Consider the following 16,966-nt stretch of genomic DNA (forward strand, 5'->3'; position numbering starts at 1 on the left):
CTTGTGTCATGCCAATGCCTCAGTTTTTATTTCGATGTAGAAGCATCTCCTTTCGAAATATATTTCTTATGAAGACAAAAATATCGAAGAGGGAATAGATAAATTTTTAGCCGACAATCCCGAGCACAAGGATAAAGCCGCCATCTGGGCTGTCCTCAAGTATGTTATATGAAAAATACAAAAACAGGGAGTAAAGAAATATCTCTTTATAAACAATCCCTAACCAATGCTCAGGGGAGGGACTTTCTTTCCTAGAGCAGGTGCGTAAGCCTGCCGCTTAGGAAAAGGAATTTTCTTTAAAGTCTCAAATCAAACTTCTCATGACAGCAGATGTTATATCCTTTGAATTCATCAGTGATGACGGTATTATTCTCGGCTACTTTTTCTAAAATATTTAATAACTGTTTTCCTGTCAGTTTTTGATTCTTTTCATTGGGTAATGCCATTCAGCGTACACTTTTTTTGTTGTCTCTATCGACCATGTTAACGATGGGAATCTTTTTAGTTCTTCTTTCTTGGATTTATTTTCTATATCTTTATTTTTACAAGGTTTCTCGCCGATGTAAGTTTCATCCATTTCAGGATACCAGTAAATAAATGCTGATCCGTCTTACTATCCATTGCTTTTCGTATTTGATGGAGCATTCTCCAAGAGGTAGGATAAGAAATGTTAAGGTTTCTTTGAATCTGTTTTGCCGGGATTCCTTTCTTAGCCTTGAGAAACAATATAATAACCAAAAGCCACTTTTGCAATAGAATTTTTGTATCCTGAAAAATGCTTTTCACAGTCACCGAGAAACAATTATTACATTTGGACACAATAAAACTTCTGCTGATATCTAGTGTTTTTATAAATATTACAAGAAGGACAATAAGGACCAACATGCTTACCGTTCCAGAGGACTTGCTCGATATATTCTGCATAAGAAGCTTGATTCGGAAATTTCTCTAAAACAGATAATATATATTCATAAAAAAATTCCTTTTCTATATATAAATATATTATCAGACTTTTTTAATAAAGAGTAACATTAAATTTGGTGTTTTTATGAGTGTTTTTATTTATTAGTTAATACCTTTATAATTTCCTTTGGCAATATATTATGCATTCCTTTGTCGAATGTTTCTATTAATTTGTATTAATATTTATTTTGATTAATAATATTATTATTTTGTTTTCCGTATTGTCGGGATAAATTTTGTTTTTCTTCTTCTCTTGCTATTCCAAGTAAATTATCTATATCTTTAGGAGATACCGGCTTGACAGGAGTTTTTTGTTCACTGTCCGAGTTGTCTGATGACTCTTTTGTATTTTCAATATTATTCTCTTGATTTTTTTGTTCTGAGGACTCATTCTTTTGATTATTTTTTTCTTCATTATTTTCATTTTTCTGTTGATTATTTTGCATTTGCTGTTGTTTGAGTGCTTGCACGTAAAGATAGTTTGTTAATGCTTTTTGATATAATTTGGATTTAATTGGTTCTGTTTTAAGCAGATTTTTGAAAATATCTAATGCATCATCGAATTCCTGAACAGCAACTTTAGAATTTCCCAAGTTAAATAATGCTTTTTTAGCTATTTTTTCGTTTTTATTGTTGGTTAGAGCTGTAAAGCCGGCGATCGCACGATCATTGCGTTCGAGTCGATAAAGTGTAGCGCTTTCGGCGAATTTTGCTTTGTCATTTTTTGGATTTTTTGAAAGCAGTCGCTGATAATACCGCAATGCCGTTGAATATTCTCCCTTGTTATAGGCTTCATAGGCTTGCCTTTCTGTGCCTAGTCCGTAAGCCGGAAGTTGACAGAGCAGTATAAGGGGTAACAAAAATTTTCTTTCCGGCAAAAACAAAAATAAAAGCAAGGACAATAGGGCAATTAAAATAAAAATACGAAATTTTGGCTCTAAAAAACTTTGTGTATTGGAACCAAAAGGAGTTTTTTCTAATGCATCTAATTTAGAAACAATTTCTATGGCAGCAGATGATCCCCCTGAAAAATAATAGCCTTGACTTTGAGATGCTAAATTATTTAAATATTGAGTATCAAGCTTTGAAATTATTTCTGTACCGGTGAGTGTTTTGAAATTTCCGATATATTGGCCATTGTTGTAAAGGGGTACAGTTCCACCTTCAGGTGTTCCCATCCCAATAATAAATAAACTAATTCCTTTTTCTTTAATCTGATTGATACTATGCTTAATATTGCCGTCAAGATTTTCGCCATCTGTAAATAACAAAATAGCCTTATGCGTGAGGACATCATCCGAAAACCCTTTTAATGCTTCTGCTAATGCTTTATTAATGTCAGTGCTTTGAGAAGTTATAAGATTTGAAGATAATTCCTGAATAAAAAGAATGATACTGTCAACATCGGTTGTTAGAGGAAGCATCCTAAATGCATCTGCTGCAAATGCTACTAATCCAATGCGGTTGCCTACAAGCAAATCACTAATTTGTTCTGCTATTTTTTTTGCAGCTGATAAGCGTGAAGGGGTAACATCTTGAACATCCATACTGCGCGACACATCAAAGACCATCATTATATCGATGCCTTCAAGTTGGATATTGGATGTCAATGAATTGCCGCGTGGATCTAGTAATGACAAGCCAATCATTGATGTTGTTGTCAGTAGAAGCATTAACTTAAGAGGTCTTATTAACGGTATAAAGTTTTTATTGATTTTTTGTATTAAAATAGGGGGTAAAAATTTTTTCAATACGATATTTCGTCGAATATAAATAAAAATAATTAATCCCGACAATATACAAAAAATGCTAATAATAAGAGGTAATTGCTGTACATTAACAAAAATCATTAAAAACTCCTGGATTTAATATTTAATGCATATGAGTTATTCACTGAATTGAGTAAAACACGGGATAAAGATAGTGTAAAGATGCCATACACAATAAGGGAAATAAAGATAGTAGCAATACAGCTGATCAGAAAAGTAAAAATATCTATTGAAAATTGTTGTTTCATAATGGTAAATCCCGGCAAAATTAAGTATTGAGGTAGATTGGTCTCTATGACAGTATAATAAATATTTTTAATCCCGGCAAGAAAAATTCCACTTATATATGCTGCTACTAAATATAAATAAAAAGTTCTATAAGTATGTGGTGGTTTTTCTCCCCATAACTGGTAATGTAATAGTATTTTTCTGTTCTGAGAAATAATAAAGAAAAAAATGTTTTTAATGAAGTAAAAAATAATAAAAGTACTAATAAAAAATTTTATTTTTATTAGTTTGAACAGGAAATTTTCCAAAACGGTCCAATATTTTTTCTGATCAGAAAAATAATGAAGTTGAAGTTGTTTGTTACTGAAAACAGCTAATTCTTTACTTGAAATAAGAGAAAATTGTATTTTACTTACGGTGTTTTTAAGGAAATTCATACGTTGGTTTAATGTGTCTAAATTTATAAAAATACTGTTATTAAGAAAATCATCACCAAAATCCTTAATATTGTTTATCGGTTCTGTAATATTTATGAGACCGTTGTCTGTCTGTACCTCTAAAGATAGAATTTGAGTATCTGGAAAAGTATCTGCAATATGTTTTCCTATTGTTGATTGATAATTTTCACTATTTTTAATGACGTCATCAAAAGGAGCAAAATAATTACCTCGAATACCAAAAATATTAATATCGCGCGCATTAGTAGTGATTTCGCTATTGATTGCAATCGGTACAATAGCACGACCTGTGGTTTGCAGGATACCCATATAATGATAATTTTTGTTGGTCAAAGCATCAAAATTAAATACGACATTTTTTAAGGGCAGTTTTAGTGAAGCATATGGGATTTGATCCTTGGGATAAAGTTGCCAATCGCCAAAATAATAATTTTTCCATTGATTGTCACGGCCTTTTTGGGCATAAACTGAATATAAATAATCATTACCATTCAAAAATCCACAAAATCCGATAATTATCAAACCTCCAATAATATATCCTAAGTAACTGTCTGATAATAAGATATTTTGAATAAACTGAAATCCATAAAAATTTGAAATAAATATCAGCGTAAAAATAATTATACCCCATAATACTGTCCAGAATACAAATTCTACATCAAACAATAATAAACTTTCACGAATATTTATATTGAATTGTGGATAAAGGCCAGAAGTATTGTAGAAAATGTCAAGGGGAATCTTTATTCCTGCTAAAATAATTAAAATATGAAAAATAATAGCTGTCAAAGAACATAAAACTATTATTTTAAAGCCTTCTAAAAATAAATAACCACTTAAATTAGGTGTTTTAATTCCCCAACAAAAACAGTAGGGATTCAAAATTGCTTGCATACGTGAATAGTGCTGATAACTGATGGTAAATACAATTAATCCGAATAATGTATAACCCAACAGTAGAATATTTAGAATATGTTGCTTATAAGTCGAAAACATAAAAAGTTGATATAAAATATTATTATCCCCCAATTTAACACGAGAATCATTGATTTGGGGTAAAGTGTTGGATATTTGAATTTGATAAAAAGGAGAAGCATAATATCTTATATGATATGACTGCATAGTGTTGGATAAGATTTCTATTAAGCTTTCCTGCCCAACGAAAGCTGAAAATTTTTGATAAAAAGCATCGGGACTGGAATAAATATTACCAACTTTTAAGTTGGTTAAAGTAATATTGAGACTGGGAATATAGATTTTAACAGTATCATTTAATCTGAGATGGAGTTTTTCTGCCGTGGCTTCACTGATATAAATAAGCCCTTTGGGAATAGTTTTTTGTGTATTCCTCACCATCATAAAAGGCGAAAATACGGAAGAATCATTAGACTCTGTGATAATAAGACATAGCGGATATGATTCTTCTCCTTTATATAAAGCCGGCAATTTCGAACGGCGTGTAATTCCTCGAATAAATTCTTGAGTTTTCAGTTGTGAAATATTACGATTTTGATTGGTCCACCATGTTGATGTGTTATATGTATCGTAGTCTCGAAATAGTGCTGAATAAACTTGAGCATGTGATGTATAATAATGGAAATTATGTTGTTTTAGTTGGAACTGTATACTCTGCATTAAAGTGCCGGCCGTCAGGAGCATTGTTATCATTAAACTTCCAGAAAGCCATAAAAAAAATCTCTGCTTAAGTTGAAGATTAATAATTTTTTTTAGGGTTCTTTTTTTCATTGCTACACGTCTTCTATTTTAATAATTTTTCCGTTTTTCATATAAAACAGTCTATATGCTTTTTTGAGATGTGCAGGATCATATGTCGAAAAGATCAGGGTGCCTCCATATTCTCGTCGGAGAGCTACTAATAAGTCAAATAATGCTGCAGATTCATAAGAATGAAGTTTTTTTCCTGGTTCGTCTGCAATAATCAGTGCTGGCCTTTTGATGAAAGCGCGTGCTGCTGCAATATGCATTTTTTCAGGAAATGGCAATTGTTTTAAGGAGGTTTTCAATTTAGAGAGCAGGCCGATAAATTCTAAAATTTCTAGAATTTTGTTCCGTTTTTCTTTGGATGACAAAGATAAACCACTAAATGGAAATTCTAAACATTCTTCGACACTCATAGTTTCCAAAAATTCGGGTTCGAATCCTAAAAATCCAATAGATTTCCGGCGCACAACTGCTAAACCACTTTCCGATAATCCTGAAACATTATTTCCGTTCAAGATGTATTCGCCTTGAGTGGTGCTGTCCAAACAGCCTAGAATTCTCAAAAGAGCTGTCTTTCCAGCACCGGAAGTTCCTACTAAAGCAATAATATCATTATCGTCTAAAGTAAAACTGATATCGCTTAATAAAACACGGCTTTCCGAAGCATCTTGAACAATTTTCTTGATGTTTTTCAATTCGGCTAACATTATTTTCTCCAAATATTTCTTAAATATATTCTCTCTTAAGCAGAAAAATAATCTCTAAACTAAGTGATTATTCCCAAAAACTGCCGATATTTTATTAATATTTCATAGAGGTGTTTATGAAACTTATTTTATTACGGCTTAAGTTATTATGTTCACGCTGTTCTACTCGCAATTTTCTGAAAGTTCTATTTATTTCTTTTCCTGTTATTTTATGTGTTATGTATTATATTATAACAAAATACCATCATGCTAATGAAATTAATAGTTTATACAAAAAAGTAGAAATTATTTCAGAAAAATCTGCAAGTAATGATAATCAAACTATTATTCATCATTCTCTTTTGCGTGAAAGTAATAGTCTTTCTTTTGAATCATCTGCACATTTTTGGGAGGGTACAGCATTAGAATCCAAATATTTACTTCCACACAAAGGAAAGCCCAGTCCTTAATTAAGGACTGGGTAGAGTCCTGTTGGACATGGCTCTATATAATTCTATCATTTCATAAACTTTCCAAAGGTCTTCTTGTAAAACATCCCAGGAAACATCAAATTCAGATCCATGCAGTGTAATAGTTACCAAGCGCTGAGCGATTGCACCGGGTTTTACGTGGTCTGTTTTTTTGAACTCTAAAGGCTTTAGTACCTTGTTAAAAGATCGTCCTGTTTCGGCGGAGCGTTTATCTTGATAAGCTCTGTAAGCATTGATTTCTGCCCAGCGATTTTCACTAGTAATATATTCTAGTTTTGTTTTTTCTAATTCCTCCAAACGCTTCTGAATACTGTAAGGTTCCCAAATTTCTACGGGAGTTTCTTGAGTTTCATAATAGATCGAAGTGAATTGGTCAATATCTTCAGGATATAAATAAGCATAAGCAATTTCTTCGGCATCCGATGCTTTCCCAGGAATAGCTTCGCCAAATGAAGGTGGGTTGAATGTCTGGAACAGTAAAGGCAACGTCAATCGCTGTCGCCCTGTCGTGAAAGACAAGTAATCAATATTTAGTTCGCTGACCCAGCCGGTTGTATCGAAAGGAGGGAAGTATATTACCCACATCTGAAAATCAACATCTCCAGTAATAGTATTTTGCTTGATAAAAGGCTGCAGTGCCAAGTTTCCATGATTTTGACTGTAGATCAAATAAGGCAATGTGTCATAAATAACACTTGAATGTTCCCTGTCAAAATATTCGAAACGAATTACTTTTTTTTGAAGGGCTTGAGCATCATAGCTATTTAATTCTCTTTTCCCAGAGAACTGGGACCATATTAAAAGCGGGATTGTACAAAAAAATGCAAAAAATATTAAATATTGATATTTGATAGCCATAAATACCTAATCGAAAATAGCGGTTTGTTTGACATGCAGTACCAAATCTGGACCTGAGAGAAGTTCCATTGCTGTGAATGCCAATTCTGCAGAAACTCCAGCGCCTTTCCCTGTCAGAAAAGGAGGATCATAAACTACTTTTTGATCGGTCCAGACTGCCTCCTTAAGCAGATCTTTCATTGCAGGATAACAAACGACCTTTTTACCATTGAGATATCCAGCTTGAGCAAGAACTGTCGGACCAGCACAAATTGCAGCAACCCCCTTTTTATTCGAAACAAAATAATCAATAGTTTTCATTGCTATTTCCGATTCAGCGATATGTATGTATCCTTTGCCACCGGGAATAAAAAGCATATCAAACTCTTGAATATTTTCAGCTTTCAACAAAATATCAGCTCGAATAGTGATATTTTGTTGCCCTGTAACGTTCAAATCCGAAGAAATACTTGCTATAACTGCCTGAAATCCAGCTCTTCTCCAAAGTGCAGCAGGTGTTAGGAGTTCTAATTCTTCAAAACCTTGTGCTGCTAAAATTAATATTTTTTTTTGCATTGTTTGATCCTTTTATTTATTAGTATTTGTGTTAATGTTTGTTTTGTTTGTCAGAGAAGATTTCGGAACCACTGTCCCATCTTGGTTGGTAACCATACTGCCGAGTGTATAGCGGTAAGTATAAAAACTCAGCTTAAATGAAAGTCCTATACTAAAGCGGCTGATGTTCGAAGCTTTAGTATTCGAGGCGCTTCCAAATGCAAAAAAATCCCAAGTCCAGCCTAAATAAGGCTCTAACGTCACGATAAAAGGTAAGTCTTTCATGTCGGATATCAAGGACCGTTTCCATCGGTAGCCAAGATAAATTCCCCCGCCATACTGCATAACAGTCGAACGTGTAAGCACAACAGGATTGTTGGACACACGCAGAGGGATATTGTAAACACCCACTCGGACAACAGGAGCAATGTAGACCCCGCACCATTTATCTGGTTTGTTAAGGTAGATACGCGGACCGGTTTGAAATTCTCCGAAAAACACATCGCCGAATGTAGAAATGCGGTTGACTTGACTATTGATACCTCCTACAAATGCTAAATTGAACGACATTACCTTGGTGAATCCGATGTCGTAATCAAAACCAATAGCCCAAGGGCTATTGATACCACTTTCGAAAAATGTGGGTGTAGGCGTCTGTGCGTAAACAGCAGATGTAGAAAATATTAATATCAATGTGACAAAGTATTTCATGATTTTCTCTTTTCAAAAAGAAATAATTTTATTTCTGCAGGCTTGAGTGGAATTTGGCTTTGTTCGAAGTGGTAGTCATCGGTACTTGAAAAAATTAGTTGAGGAGTTTCTATGCTTTGCAGAAAATCAGTGAAATTAAATGTATGGAAAGCGGTATCAGAAATAGTCTTGTTAATGACAAAAAGTAAACACTGATCAGTTGTTGTATTTATTTTTTCAAAACATAAGATATGAGAGATATTTTCGTGATCCCGTGGAATAATGATCCCTTCACTGTTAAAAATCGGGAATTGATCACGTAAATGATTAATATTTGTAATAAAATTTTGTAAATCAAGCACCATGTTTTCTTTATCTGAAGGACTTGTTGTTAATACGTTGGGTTTGTGTTGCCAACCATATTCCGTGCCTGTAATAATCATCCAACCGGCTGATATCAAACCGGTAAAACTAAGTTTTCTTTTAATGATCGCTATGTTGTTATTTAATTCCGAAGCTACACGTGCTGTATCATGAGATTCTGGAAATGCTATGGATTTGATGAGGGGACTAAGTGCATTATGCTGTTCAAAAAACCAAGGCTCTTTAAAATCCCACCACTTTGCGCTACTGAATAAGTAATCAAATCCACATTGAGCTAAAACTTCTGACTGCTCCAAAGTTCCACCTAAACTTTCTGCAAAAAACAATATATGAGGACTAACATTACGGGCAGTTTGAATAAGTTCTTTCCATAAATCTTGAGGCACTTGGTAAGCTGCATCAGCACGAAAACCATCAAAACCAAGATCAATATAAAAGCAAATCAGTTCTTTCCAGTAATTCCATAAAGCTTCTTTATCTGGTGATGATGCATTATCTATTTGTGCTAAATCTCCCCATGAAATCCAAGCGCCGTTTTCCCAAGCTCCAGGGCTCATTAATTCGTTGTTGTTATCGTGCACGTACCAACTACAGTGTTCGTTTGTAAAAGTATGATCTTTTGCTGTGTGGTTGATCACAAGATCCATAATAACTTTTAATTTCAAATCATGTGCTGCTTGTAACATTTCACGAAGCTGTTCAAAAGGTTCTTTATCTGATATCGGATCAATAAAGATGGGATTTATCGCATAATAATCTTTAGGTGCATACAAACTGCCAGAAAATCCCGCATAATGAAACGGATTAATATAAATGGCATTAAATCCCATATTTTTGATACGCTGGAATTCCTGGCTCCATTGAAGGCAATTTTCGTAATAGCGCGGAAATAAATTATAAAGACGTATCGATTGGTTCTCCATAGGGCTCTCCATATAAAATCCACCTAATCATTACATAGTATAACATACTTCTTTAATATTTTCAAAAATATCAATCAAAGAACTTTTTTGCGTGTTTTTCTTTTTTCTCTTAAAATGTTAAGAATGGATAGGATCTGAAATTGTATCTTAAACAGATTGTGTATTTTTTTCTTGCGTTATTGTGGATACCTGACTTTGTCTATGCGCAGATTCTCGATAATCGGGACCTTCCACCCGAATCTCTCCGGCAAAAACCTCCTTTTGTTCCCACTGATAGATCAGCGGCTCGGAATAAGAATACAGGTGAATTTTTTGTTTTAGACAACGCAGATGATATAGTTATTCAAGACCAAACCGATACCGATGTCTTCGAGATCACTATGACAGGAAATGTACGGGTACGTTTCGATAACAACTATATCAAAACCGAAAAAATGATCATTACTGTGAAAGATTCCAGGGTTATCAATATCGGTGCGTACGGTAATGTTGAATTTACTTTTGGTGAAAGTAAATATCTCGCTGAGAGCATTAATTATCAGCCTGATATGGAACGTGGCGTTATGTATAACGTCCGGTCGACAATGGGAGCTAGTTTTGGAACGACGCCCGATATACCATGGTTTTACACATCCGAACGCGTTACTATTCAAGGTCCAGATCGCTTTGTGCTAGAAAATATTACGCTTTCGACATCAGATTCACGCTTCGATCACTATTCGGTATTTGCTACGAAATTATGGTATCTTCAGGGTAAAATTGCACTTGCAGCTGGTATTCAGTACAAAGTGGGGCAGGCAAGTTTCGTATGGTTGCCAATGTTTTTCCAGCTTGAAGGTGGTTCTGGTATTCATACCAGCTTCGGCAATGAAAAACGCATTGGCTACTACTTCATCAATAACTATATCTTGGAATCGAAAATTGGTAAATTTTGGTTTGGTTTTGATATCTACGAGAGGCAAGGGCAGTATTTCAAACTCGAGTACACAGCGCCATCCTATGGAATTCTGAAAAGTTTAAAATTTAATTTAGATCTAGCCAACGATGTCCGTATTGTCAAAAACGGTGATCTTTACTCACAGTGGATCTATCCACAGTTCAATCCTGCTGGCGAGCTTGAACGTATGACGCAGTTCGGCTGGCACTATAAAATTGATCTTTCGCTAGCGACTAACGATATTAACGTCAATATTAACTTCGAAGATTTGAACGATCCGTTTTTTATGTCTAAATACAGCTACCGTTCACGTTTTGATAATTCGAAGAGCATCAATTTTTTTGAACTGCTCAACCCGACGCAAAATTCATGGTTCGGCTACCAGGGTGACGCACAGCCTCAAGTGGCCAGCTTAACACGTGGATTTACGGTCAATACTGGTAGGTTGGCTATCAAGGGCAACTGGGAGCTGATTCGAATCACTCGCCCTAATAATTCCAACCAATTCCTTAACAGCTATTACGCGTACAAGGTTCGAAACCTTACATTGCCCGAAATTTCCTACGATTTTGGCACTCTTAATCTAGTTGACTACAAATATTCGACCAAAGCAGGAGCAACTATTATCGATTCCACAGGAAAAATCCGTAAAATGCTCTTCAGCCAAATCCCAAGACTCGAACGGATTTTGGAGGGCCGTTCAAACCGTATTATTACGCGTACTTTTGTCACGCAAGCTGATAATACAACAAAATTAGTTTTTGAAACAAACTGGGAAAAAATAACAATTACCAACATCGTTACTAATGATTACGAGTGGCTCAACATAAAAACCACTGCTAACGTAAGTGCTAGTTATACAGCTCAGCAGACTTTTGGCACAAACAGCTCTAGTACAGTCACTGATTTTAATACTCTTACAAATACCAACTGGACCTCTCTGGCTGATTTATATCGGCATGAAGAAAAAGGCATGCTAAATTATTCGATGGGAATGTTTAATAATGCATTGACCTTCAAAAATGGCTTGAACTTCAACTATACCGAGCAATGGTCGTCATACGGTGAAAGTTATACCAACAGCCAGCGTATTTCTGGTTTCAAGCTGGATTATCAAATTGGTACAACTTTCCAGCCTAAGCTTTTGTGGAATGATGCGGAACTTGACAGAGTGTCGATACCGCTGGATATTTCAGTCGACTTCACATATCCAGCCTACTATTTGCTGCGTATGCAGGATAATTATTTAAAAGAAAGTTCTCTAAATTGGAAAAATAGTATTGCTGTAGAAGCGTTTCAATGGCGGCGCATTCCGATTTTAGGCTTGAAGTTGGGTGCTGACTGGACATTACGCTACCGTGTACCTACCGATGAACAACAGAAAAAATTTGACAATGACCCTTCTGATATCTACATTAACAACAAAATTTATGATAGGATCACAGCCCGTGGAACAGCTTCGATTTTGTGGTTTAATATTGGTACAGAAACTACTATTGATATTCTGCGCACTGAAACGAATCGTACAGATTCTATTTTTGGGAATGATCCTTCCAAACGTTTTATCGGAGGTGATCCGAAACTGCTTATTCAATTTCAGCCGGATAGCAAATACCACTATATTCCCAAACTGATCTATCGTTATTCATTGCTGACTAATTATAGTTTCAATCTTGAGATAGTCTGGGACGCCAAACTCAAAAACTGGCAGGTGCCGGCTTTGTATCCTTTCATCTACGAGATTGAAGAATTTGGTTTTGTAACGCGTTATTATCAGGATTTCGTTAACCTTAGGAACTCGTATTTAAGCTTGGATTTTGTGATGTCGATGAAATTCACTCGTTATTTGACGTTTAAATTTTCGTCAAAAATGCTTAATAACAAAATATATCTTTATTATGGAGGCATTTATAATGGGGAATCGGTGTTGGCACCGGGTGAGACGCCTAAAGATTTTTGGCAAGATCTTGGTAATAGTTTGAAAATTTGGGATCAAGCAGCCTTAAAACGCACTAGCTTCAAGCTCCAGACTCTTAATTTTGAACTTATTCACGACCTCCAAACTTGGGATATGCGTCTTATTTTCAAATTGGGCCGGCGCATCGACGATGTAAAACAAATAGCATTCTGGGAGCCGTATATTGGTGTTGCCTTTACAATGAAAGGCGCAAATGCTGCAAATATTTTCCCCGAATTCCAAAAACGCTTTATTCCTGTAGAATATCAATAATTGTGAGGTTATTTGTGAAACGTTTTCCGTTTTTTGTTGAGAACAGCGACTCTTATGCTCGAGCATGTACATTGACTTTGCCTCATGGCATGGTTCAAACTCCTATTTTTATGCCGGTAGGAACACAAGGTTCAGTGAAGACTTTGTCCCGCGAGGAGCTCGAAGATATGGGGGCATCTATTGTTTTGGCCAATTCTTATCACCTTTTTTTAAGACCGGGTGTTGAATTTTTTTCCGAATATGGTGGGCTGCATAAATTTTCCGGGTGGAATCACAATTTTCTGACTGATTCAGGGGGATTTCAAATTTTTTCCCTGCCAGGAATGCGCAGAATTTCCGATGATGGGGTTTGTTTTCAAAGCCATCTCGACGGCAGGCAGCATTTTCTTACTCCTGAAATCATGGTGCAAATCCAGCAGGCTATTGGAGCGGATATTATGATGGTGCTGGACGAATGTGTTCCAGGAAATGCTAGCTACAACAGCACATTAAGTGCTTTGAAACGAACTACAGCTTGGGCTGAGCGTGCTAAAATAGAGTTTTTAAAGCTGAATATCGACAACCAATTTGCGTTTGGAATTGTCCAAGGAGGTGTTTTTGAAGACCTCCGCAAAGAAAGCGCCAAACAGCTCCGTGATTTGGATTTTCCTGGCTATTCGATTGGCGGACTGTCTGTGGGTGAATCAAAAGAAGAAATGTACTGCATGCTGGATGTCCTGACCGATGAAATGCCTGTAGATAAACCCCGATATTTAATGGGTGTGGGTGTTCCGGAAGATATTTTAGAAGGTATCGCACGTGGTGTTGATATGTTTGACTGCGTGTTTCCAACCAGAGTAGCACGTCATGGTACTGCTTTCACACGAGATGGGAGGATTAATCTCCGTACGCAGATTTTTACATATGATACACGTCCTATCGATGAAGAATGTTCCTGCTATGCCTGCAGAAATTACGACAGAGCGTATATAAGACATCTATTGCGTGCTAATGAAGTCTTGGGTGCTCGGTTGGCATCTATACATAACTTGTTTTTTTTAATAGAGTTAACCAGGAATGCACGCCAATCGATTCTAGACAATAATTTTTCAGCATTCAAAGATAATTTTCTTGCACGCTATTGTTCAAGCAAAAAGTAAGGAGGTTCTTATGCGTTTTGCAATCTATGGTATTGCAGGTTTTGCTGTTTTTTATTTATTTATGAAATATGGATTTAATGGTTTATTTCGTTCACTGCTTAGCAGTGGGATGTATTTCCTAGCTATTTTGGTGTTTATCTGGTCTGTCACTCAAGGAAATTCAAAAAAATAATACAAATCCTTGATTTTTTATAAAAATATCATTAGAATATTGTTGAATAACAAGCTCTCCGTTAGCTATGTCTTTATTTTTTATTTTATGGAGAGTTTTTATGTTTTATTCTATTTTATTTTTTATGAGCATATTTTTTCATTTTTCGATATTTGCTCAAACTGTTGGAGAAAACTTAAAACAAAAAGATATTATTCCTCATATTCCGCTTGATGTATCGGTGCTTCCTAAGAATACTTTTCGTGCTTACAGGCCCAAAAATAGCATTTCGAATGATATATTCGAGTTTCATACTTATGCTGATCCTCAGCAATCCAAATTCCGGGTATCGTTAGTTGGGGTCAATATCAACACGTGGCTGGAAAATCCAGAAAATTTTAATGTTTTGGAATATTTGGCGCAGCAGTTTCCAGTAGAAAATTTATTGGACAATCTTGTTGCTTATAATCCTAAACTGGAATTCAACACTCCAGATGTTGTTTTCAATGCTCTTCATACGGATATTTACAGTCCTTACTTAAAAATTATTACGAATCGAAAATCCTTGCCTCACTATTTTTCATCGGTTAGTAATACAGTATCTTTTACACGTAACTATCATATATATGGAGCGGCGGCACAAAAATTTCCGTACTTCGGACAGCCTATAGAGGGTGGTAGCCGTGAAATTAATCTCGGGATACTACCCGGTCAATTAGAAGAGTACCAAGCAAAGTTGCCGGATACTGATATTTTTTTAGTTGCTATGATTAATATTTCTCCAAACTGGCTTGAAGAAGGGTGGTATATTTTTCAAGTAAACAGGCAAAAAATAACTATCCTAATTTATGCTTTTAACAGACAGGGAAAATTAATTGGAGGGACAGGTATTCCTCAATCTTTATTTTACAACGGCCAACGTTTTGTTATAGAACAAGCAGCTTATAGCCGTGTTTGGCAACCATTGATTTCTCGACGTTTTTATGCATGGCCTTCTTTTAAAATAGTTAATACACCGATCCCCGATACAGATAAAAAAGTACCATCTATAGTATTGCCCGATAATGAAATCCCCAGAATCAATAACCAGCAGCGTTATATTTTGAAGTCTATCAAAAATTTGCAGGAAGCTGAAAAAAATATCGATATCCAACTTTTTGATGCCAATGGAAGACAAATTTACAAACCTTGTAAATTATTGAAGAATACTAATAAAATTTTCCTGGCAAAACGAGAAATTATTCATAAAAAGCAAATGATAGCAAATGCATCAAAACAAAGTAAGTTATTTTCATTCCTGCCCTATACGATAAAAGCTCGGAATTTTAATACGGATACTGCTGATGCTAAAAAAGCCGAAAAAGAAAAATTGTCGAAAGATTCGGCGAAAAAATCCGTGTTTTTACGCCGGTATTATCCTAGTAATGAAGGAGATAAATTAAAATCGATTTTTGGTGATGCTCTTAGTATGATGGTTCGGGCTCCTGTTTCGTATACTAACGAATTAAATATTACTAATGTGATTCTGCCGTTTGAAAGGGAAGTTGATCCTTCGAGATATCATAGGCAAAGAAAAAAATATTATTCTCTCAAACTGAGTATTAAAGATTTTATTAAAAACTACAAAAAAGAAACTCGGCAAATAATAAGTTCTATGAAAAGAGAGCAAAATGACCAACTGTTTTGGGTGGATGCGTATAAAAAGATTCTTGTGCAAAATAAATTATGGACTGAAGATTTGGAGCAAAACAGAAAAGCATGGAAAAGTGCATTTTTGAAGAAAAGCGACATCGAAATACAGTTGACTGAGATGCACCGACAGGAAAAGCTTGCTAAAATTATTCCGCAGTCGCTGGATGAATTTTCGGCGCGGCAACGGGAAGAATTACGACGTAAATATACTAACAAAGAAGAGAAATTATTGCTGAAAATTACGCAAACCGATACAACAGTTGATGAGTTGAGGACACAATGTCATTTAGCAGTCAATTCTGAAGAACACAAAAATAAACAATCTCTTTTGATGAAAGAATTATCAATAATTTTTGAGGAGTCTGATAAATTATTTGATGAATATATCAAAAAAATGCCAAAAGAACTTGATTTTTCTAGTGAAGAACCTGTTCTTTTCAGCAAAGAAGAAATGGAAAAGTTACAGGAAATTGTAAAGAAAAATAAAATTCCTGAACAAGCAGTAATACAAATTTATCAGGCAAAAAAATCTCCTGTAACAAAATACCAGCTCAAACAGGAGAAAAAACGCGAAGCGAAACATAAAAAAGCTTCATATTTATTATATTATGAAGGCTTTATGCTTGGATTGAGTAGTAGTTGGCATGTAAAAACTTCGCTAGAAGACCGTATGATTCGGTTATAATATTTTTAATAAAAAGATAAAAAAAGCTTGCATTTTTGTCTCAAATATTTTATAATTTACCACTATGATGAATAGAGTGGTAAATTATGTCAAGGAAATGTGAATTATCAGGAAAAAAACCTATGTTTGGGAATAATATTTCTCATTCACACAGAAAAACTCGTACTAAATGGACTCCTAATCTGCAAAAAAAGACATTTGTTGATGAGTGTGGTAATAAAATTACATTACGTGTTTGTGCTAAAATTTTAAAAACAATTGATCGTTTTGGTTTTGATGTAGTTATGAAAAAATTCAAAAAAAATGGAAAGATTGTAATTAAATAATTATAGATTATTTTTAATAAACGTAAGGCAAAGAACTGAGGTGAACGATATAGAGTGAAGATCAAAGAAGTGGGACACAAGTATATATGTTGAATGATAT

Annotated in this window: 14 protein-coding genes; 6 read left to right on the forward strand and 8 right to left on the reverse strand. The window is 34.9% G+C overall.

The window, feature by feature from the left end; all coding sequences use genetic code 11:
• Positions 1-296: 296 nt before the first annotated feature.
• From BM018_RS07910 to BM018_RS07020, 4 genes are all read right to left on the reverse strand, one after another.
• Positions 297-446: a hypothetical protein gene (locus BM018_RS07910; RefSeq protein WP_159428236.1), complete on the reverse strand. Its 150-nt coding sequence runs from the start codon at positions 444-446 to the stop codon at positions 297-299.
• Positions 447-1,139: 693 nt separating this feature from the next.
• A complete protein-coding gene (locus BM018_RS07010; RefSeq protein WP_092320020.1) occupies positions 1,140-2,813 on the reverse strand; it encodes a vWA domain-containing protein in 1,674 nt (557 codons plus the stop codon).
• Positions 2,813-5,164 (reverse strand): ABC transporter permease family protein, encoded by a 2,352-nt coding sequence (locus tag BM018_RS07015; RefSeq protein ID WP_092320022.1) that lies wholly within the window; start codon positions 5,162-5,164, stop codon positions 2,813-2,815. The genes BM018_RS07010 and BM018_RS07015 overlap by 1 nt, the downstream gene beginning before the upstream one ends.
• A 2-nt stretch (positions 5,165-5,166) precedes the next feature.
• On the reverse strand, positions 5,167-5,847 hold the full coding sequence (locus tag BM018_RS07020; protein ID WP_092320024.1) for an ABC transporter ATP-binding protein: 681 nt from the start codon (positions 5,845-5,847) through the stop codon (positions 5,167-5,169).
• Positions 5,848-5,963: 116 nt separating this feature from the next.
• Here BM018_RS07020 and BM018_RS07025 point away from each other — a divergent pair, with 116 nt between their 5' ends.
• Positions 5,964-6,296: a hypothetical protein gene (locus tag BM018_RS07025; protein ID WP_092320026.1), complete on the forward strand. Its 333-nt coding sequence runs from the start codon at positions 5,964-5,966 to the stop codon at positions 6,294-6,296.
• On the opposite strand, the gene BM018_RS07030 is transcribed toward BM018_RS07025, so the two are convergent.
• From BM018_RS07030 to BM018_RS07045, 4 genes are read right to left on the reverse strand one after another with little or no spacing between them, the layout of a single operon-like run.
• A complete protein-coding gene (locus tag BM018_RS07030) occupies positions 6,297-7,175 on the reverse strand; it encodes a hypothetical protein (protein WP_092320028.1) in 879 nt (292 codons plus the stop codon). It abuts the gene before it with no gap.
• Positions 7,176-7,181: 6 nt separating this feature from the next.
• On the reverse strand, positions 7,182-7,730 hold the full coding sequence (locus tag BM018_RS07035; RefSeq protein ID WP_092320030.1) for a DJ-1/PfpI family protein: 549 nt from the start codon (positions 7,728-7,730) through the stop codon (positions 7,182-7,184).
• Between the two features lie 12 nt (positions 7,731-7,742).
• On the reverse strand, positions 7,743-8,420 hold the full coding sequence (locus BM018_RS07040) for a hypothetical protein (RefSeq protein ID WP_092320032.1): 678 nt from the start codon (positions 8,418-8,420) through the stop codon (positions 7,743-7,745).
• On the reverse strand, positions 8,417-9,706 hold the full coding sequence (locus BM018_RS07045) for an alpha-amylase family glycosyl hydrolase (RefSeq protein ID WP_159428237.1): 1,290 nt from the start codon (positions 9,704-9,706) through the stop codon (positions 8,417-8,419). Before BM018_RS07045 ends, BM018_RS07040 begins: the two co-directional genes overlap by 4 nt.
• Before the next feature lie 140 nt (positions 9,707-9,846).
• On the opposite strand from BM018_RS07045, the gene BM018_RS07050 reads away from it, so the two are divergent.
• The 5 genes from BM018_RS07050 (at position 9,847) to rpmB (ending at position 16,866) form a co-directional block, all read left to right on the forward strand.
• The gene (locus BM018_RS07050) at positions 9,847-12,873 is read left to right on the forward strand and encodes an LPS-assembly protein LptD (RefSeq protein ID WP_092320036.1); all 3,027 of its coding nucleotides are present in this window, start codon (positions 9,847-9,849) and stop codon (positions 12,871-12,873) included.
• A 14-nt stretch (positions 12,874-12,887) separates the two neighbouring features.
• The gene (gene tgt, locus BM018_RS07055) at positions 12,888-14,012 is read left to right on the forward strand and encodes a tRNA guanosine(34) transglycosylase Tgt (protein ID WP_092320038.1); all 1,125 of its coding nucleotides are present in this window, start codon (positions 12,888-12,890) and stop codon (positions 14,010-14,012) included.
• 10 nt (positions 14,013-14,022) lie between these two features.
• Positions 14,023-14,184 carry a hypothetical protein gene (locus BM018_RS07915; protein WP_159428238.1) on the forward strand — a complete coding sequence of 54 codons (162 nt, stop codon included), beginning with the start codon at positions 14,023-14,025 and terminating at the stop codon, positions 14,182-14,184.
• 100 nt (positions 14,185-14,284) lie between these two features.
• Complete coding sequence (locus BM018_RS07060; RefSeq protein ID WP_092320040.1) at positions 14,285-16,540, forward strand: hypothetical protein; 2,256 nt, start codon at positions 14,285-14,287, stop codon at positions 16,538-16,540.
• A gap of 86 nt (positions 16,541-16,626) precedes the next feature.
• Positions 16,627-16,866 (forward strand): 50S ribosomal protein L28, encoded by a 240-nt coding sequence (rpmB, locus tag BM018_RS07065; RefSeq protein WP_092320042.1) that lies wholly within the window; start codon positions 16,627-16,629, stop codon positions 16,864-16,866.
• The last annotated feature ends 100 nt before the right edge of the window (positions 16,867-16,966 follow it).

The organism is Brevinema andersonii, from assembly GCF_900112165.1.
Classification (GTDB): Bacteria; Spirochaetota; Brevinematia; order Brevinematales; family Brevinemataceae; genus Brevinema; species Brevinema andersonii.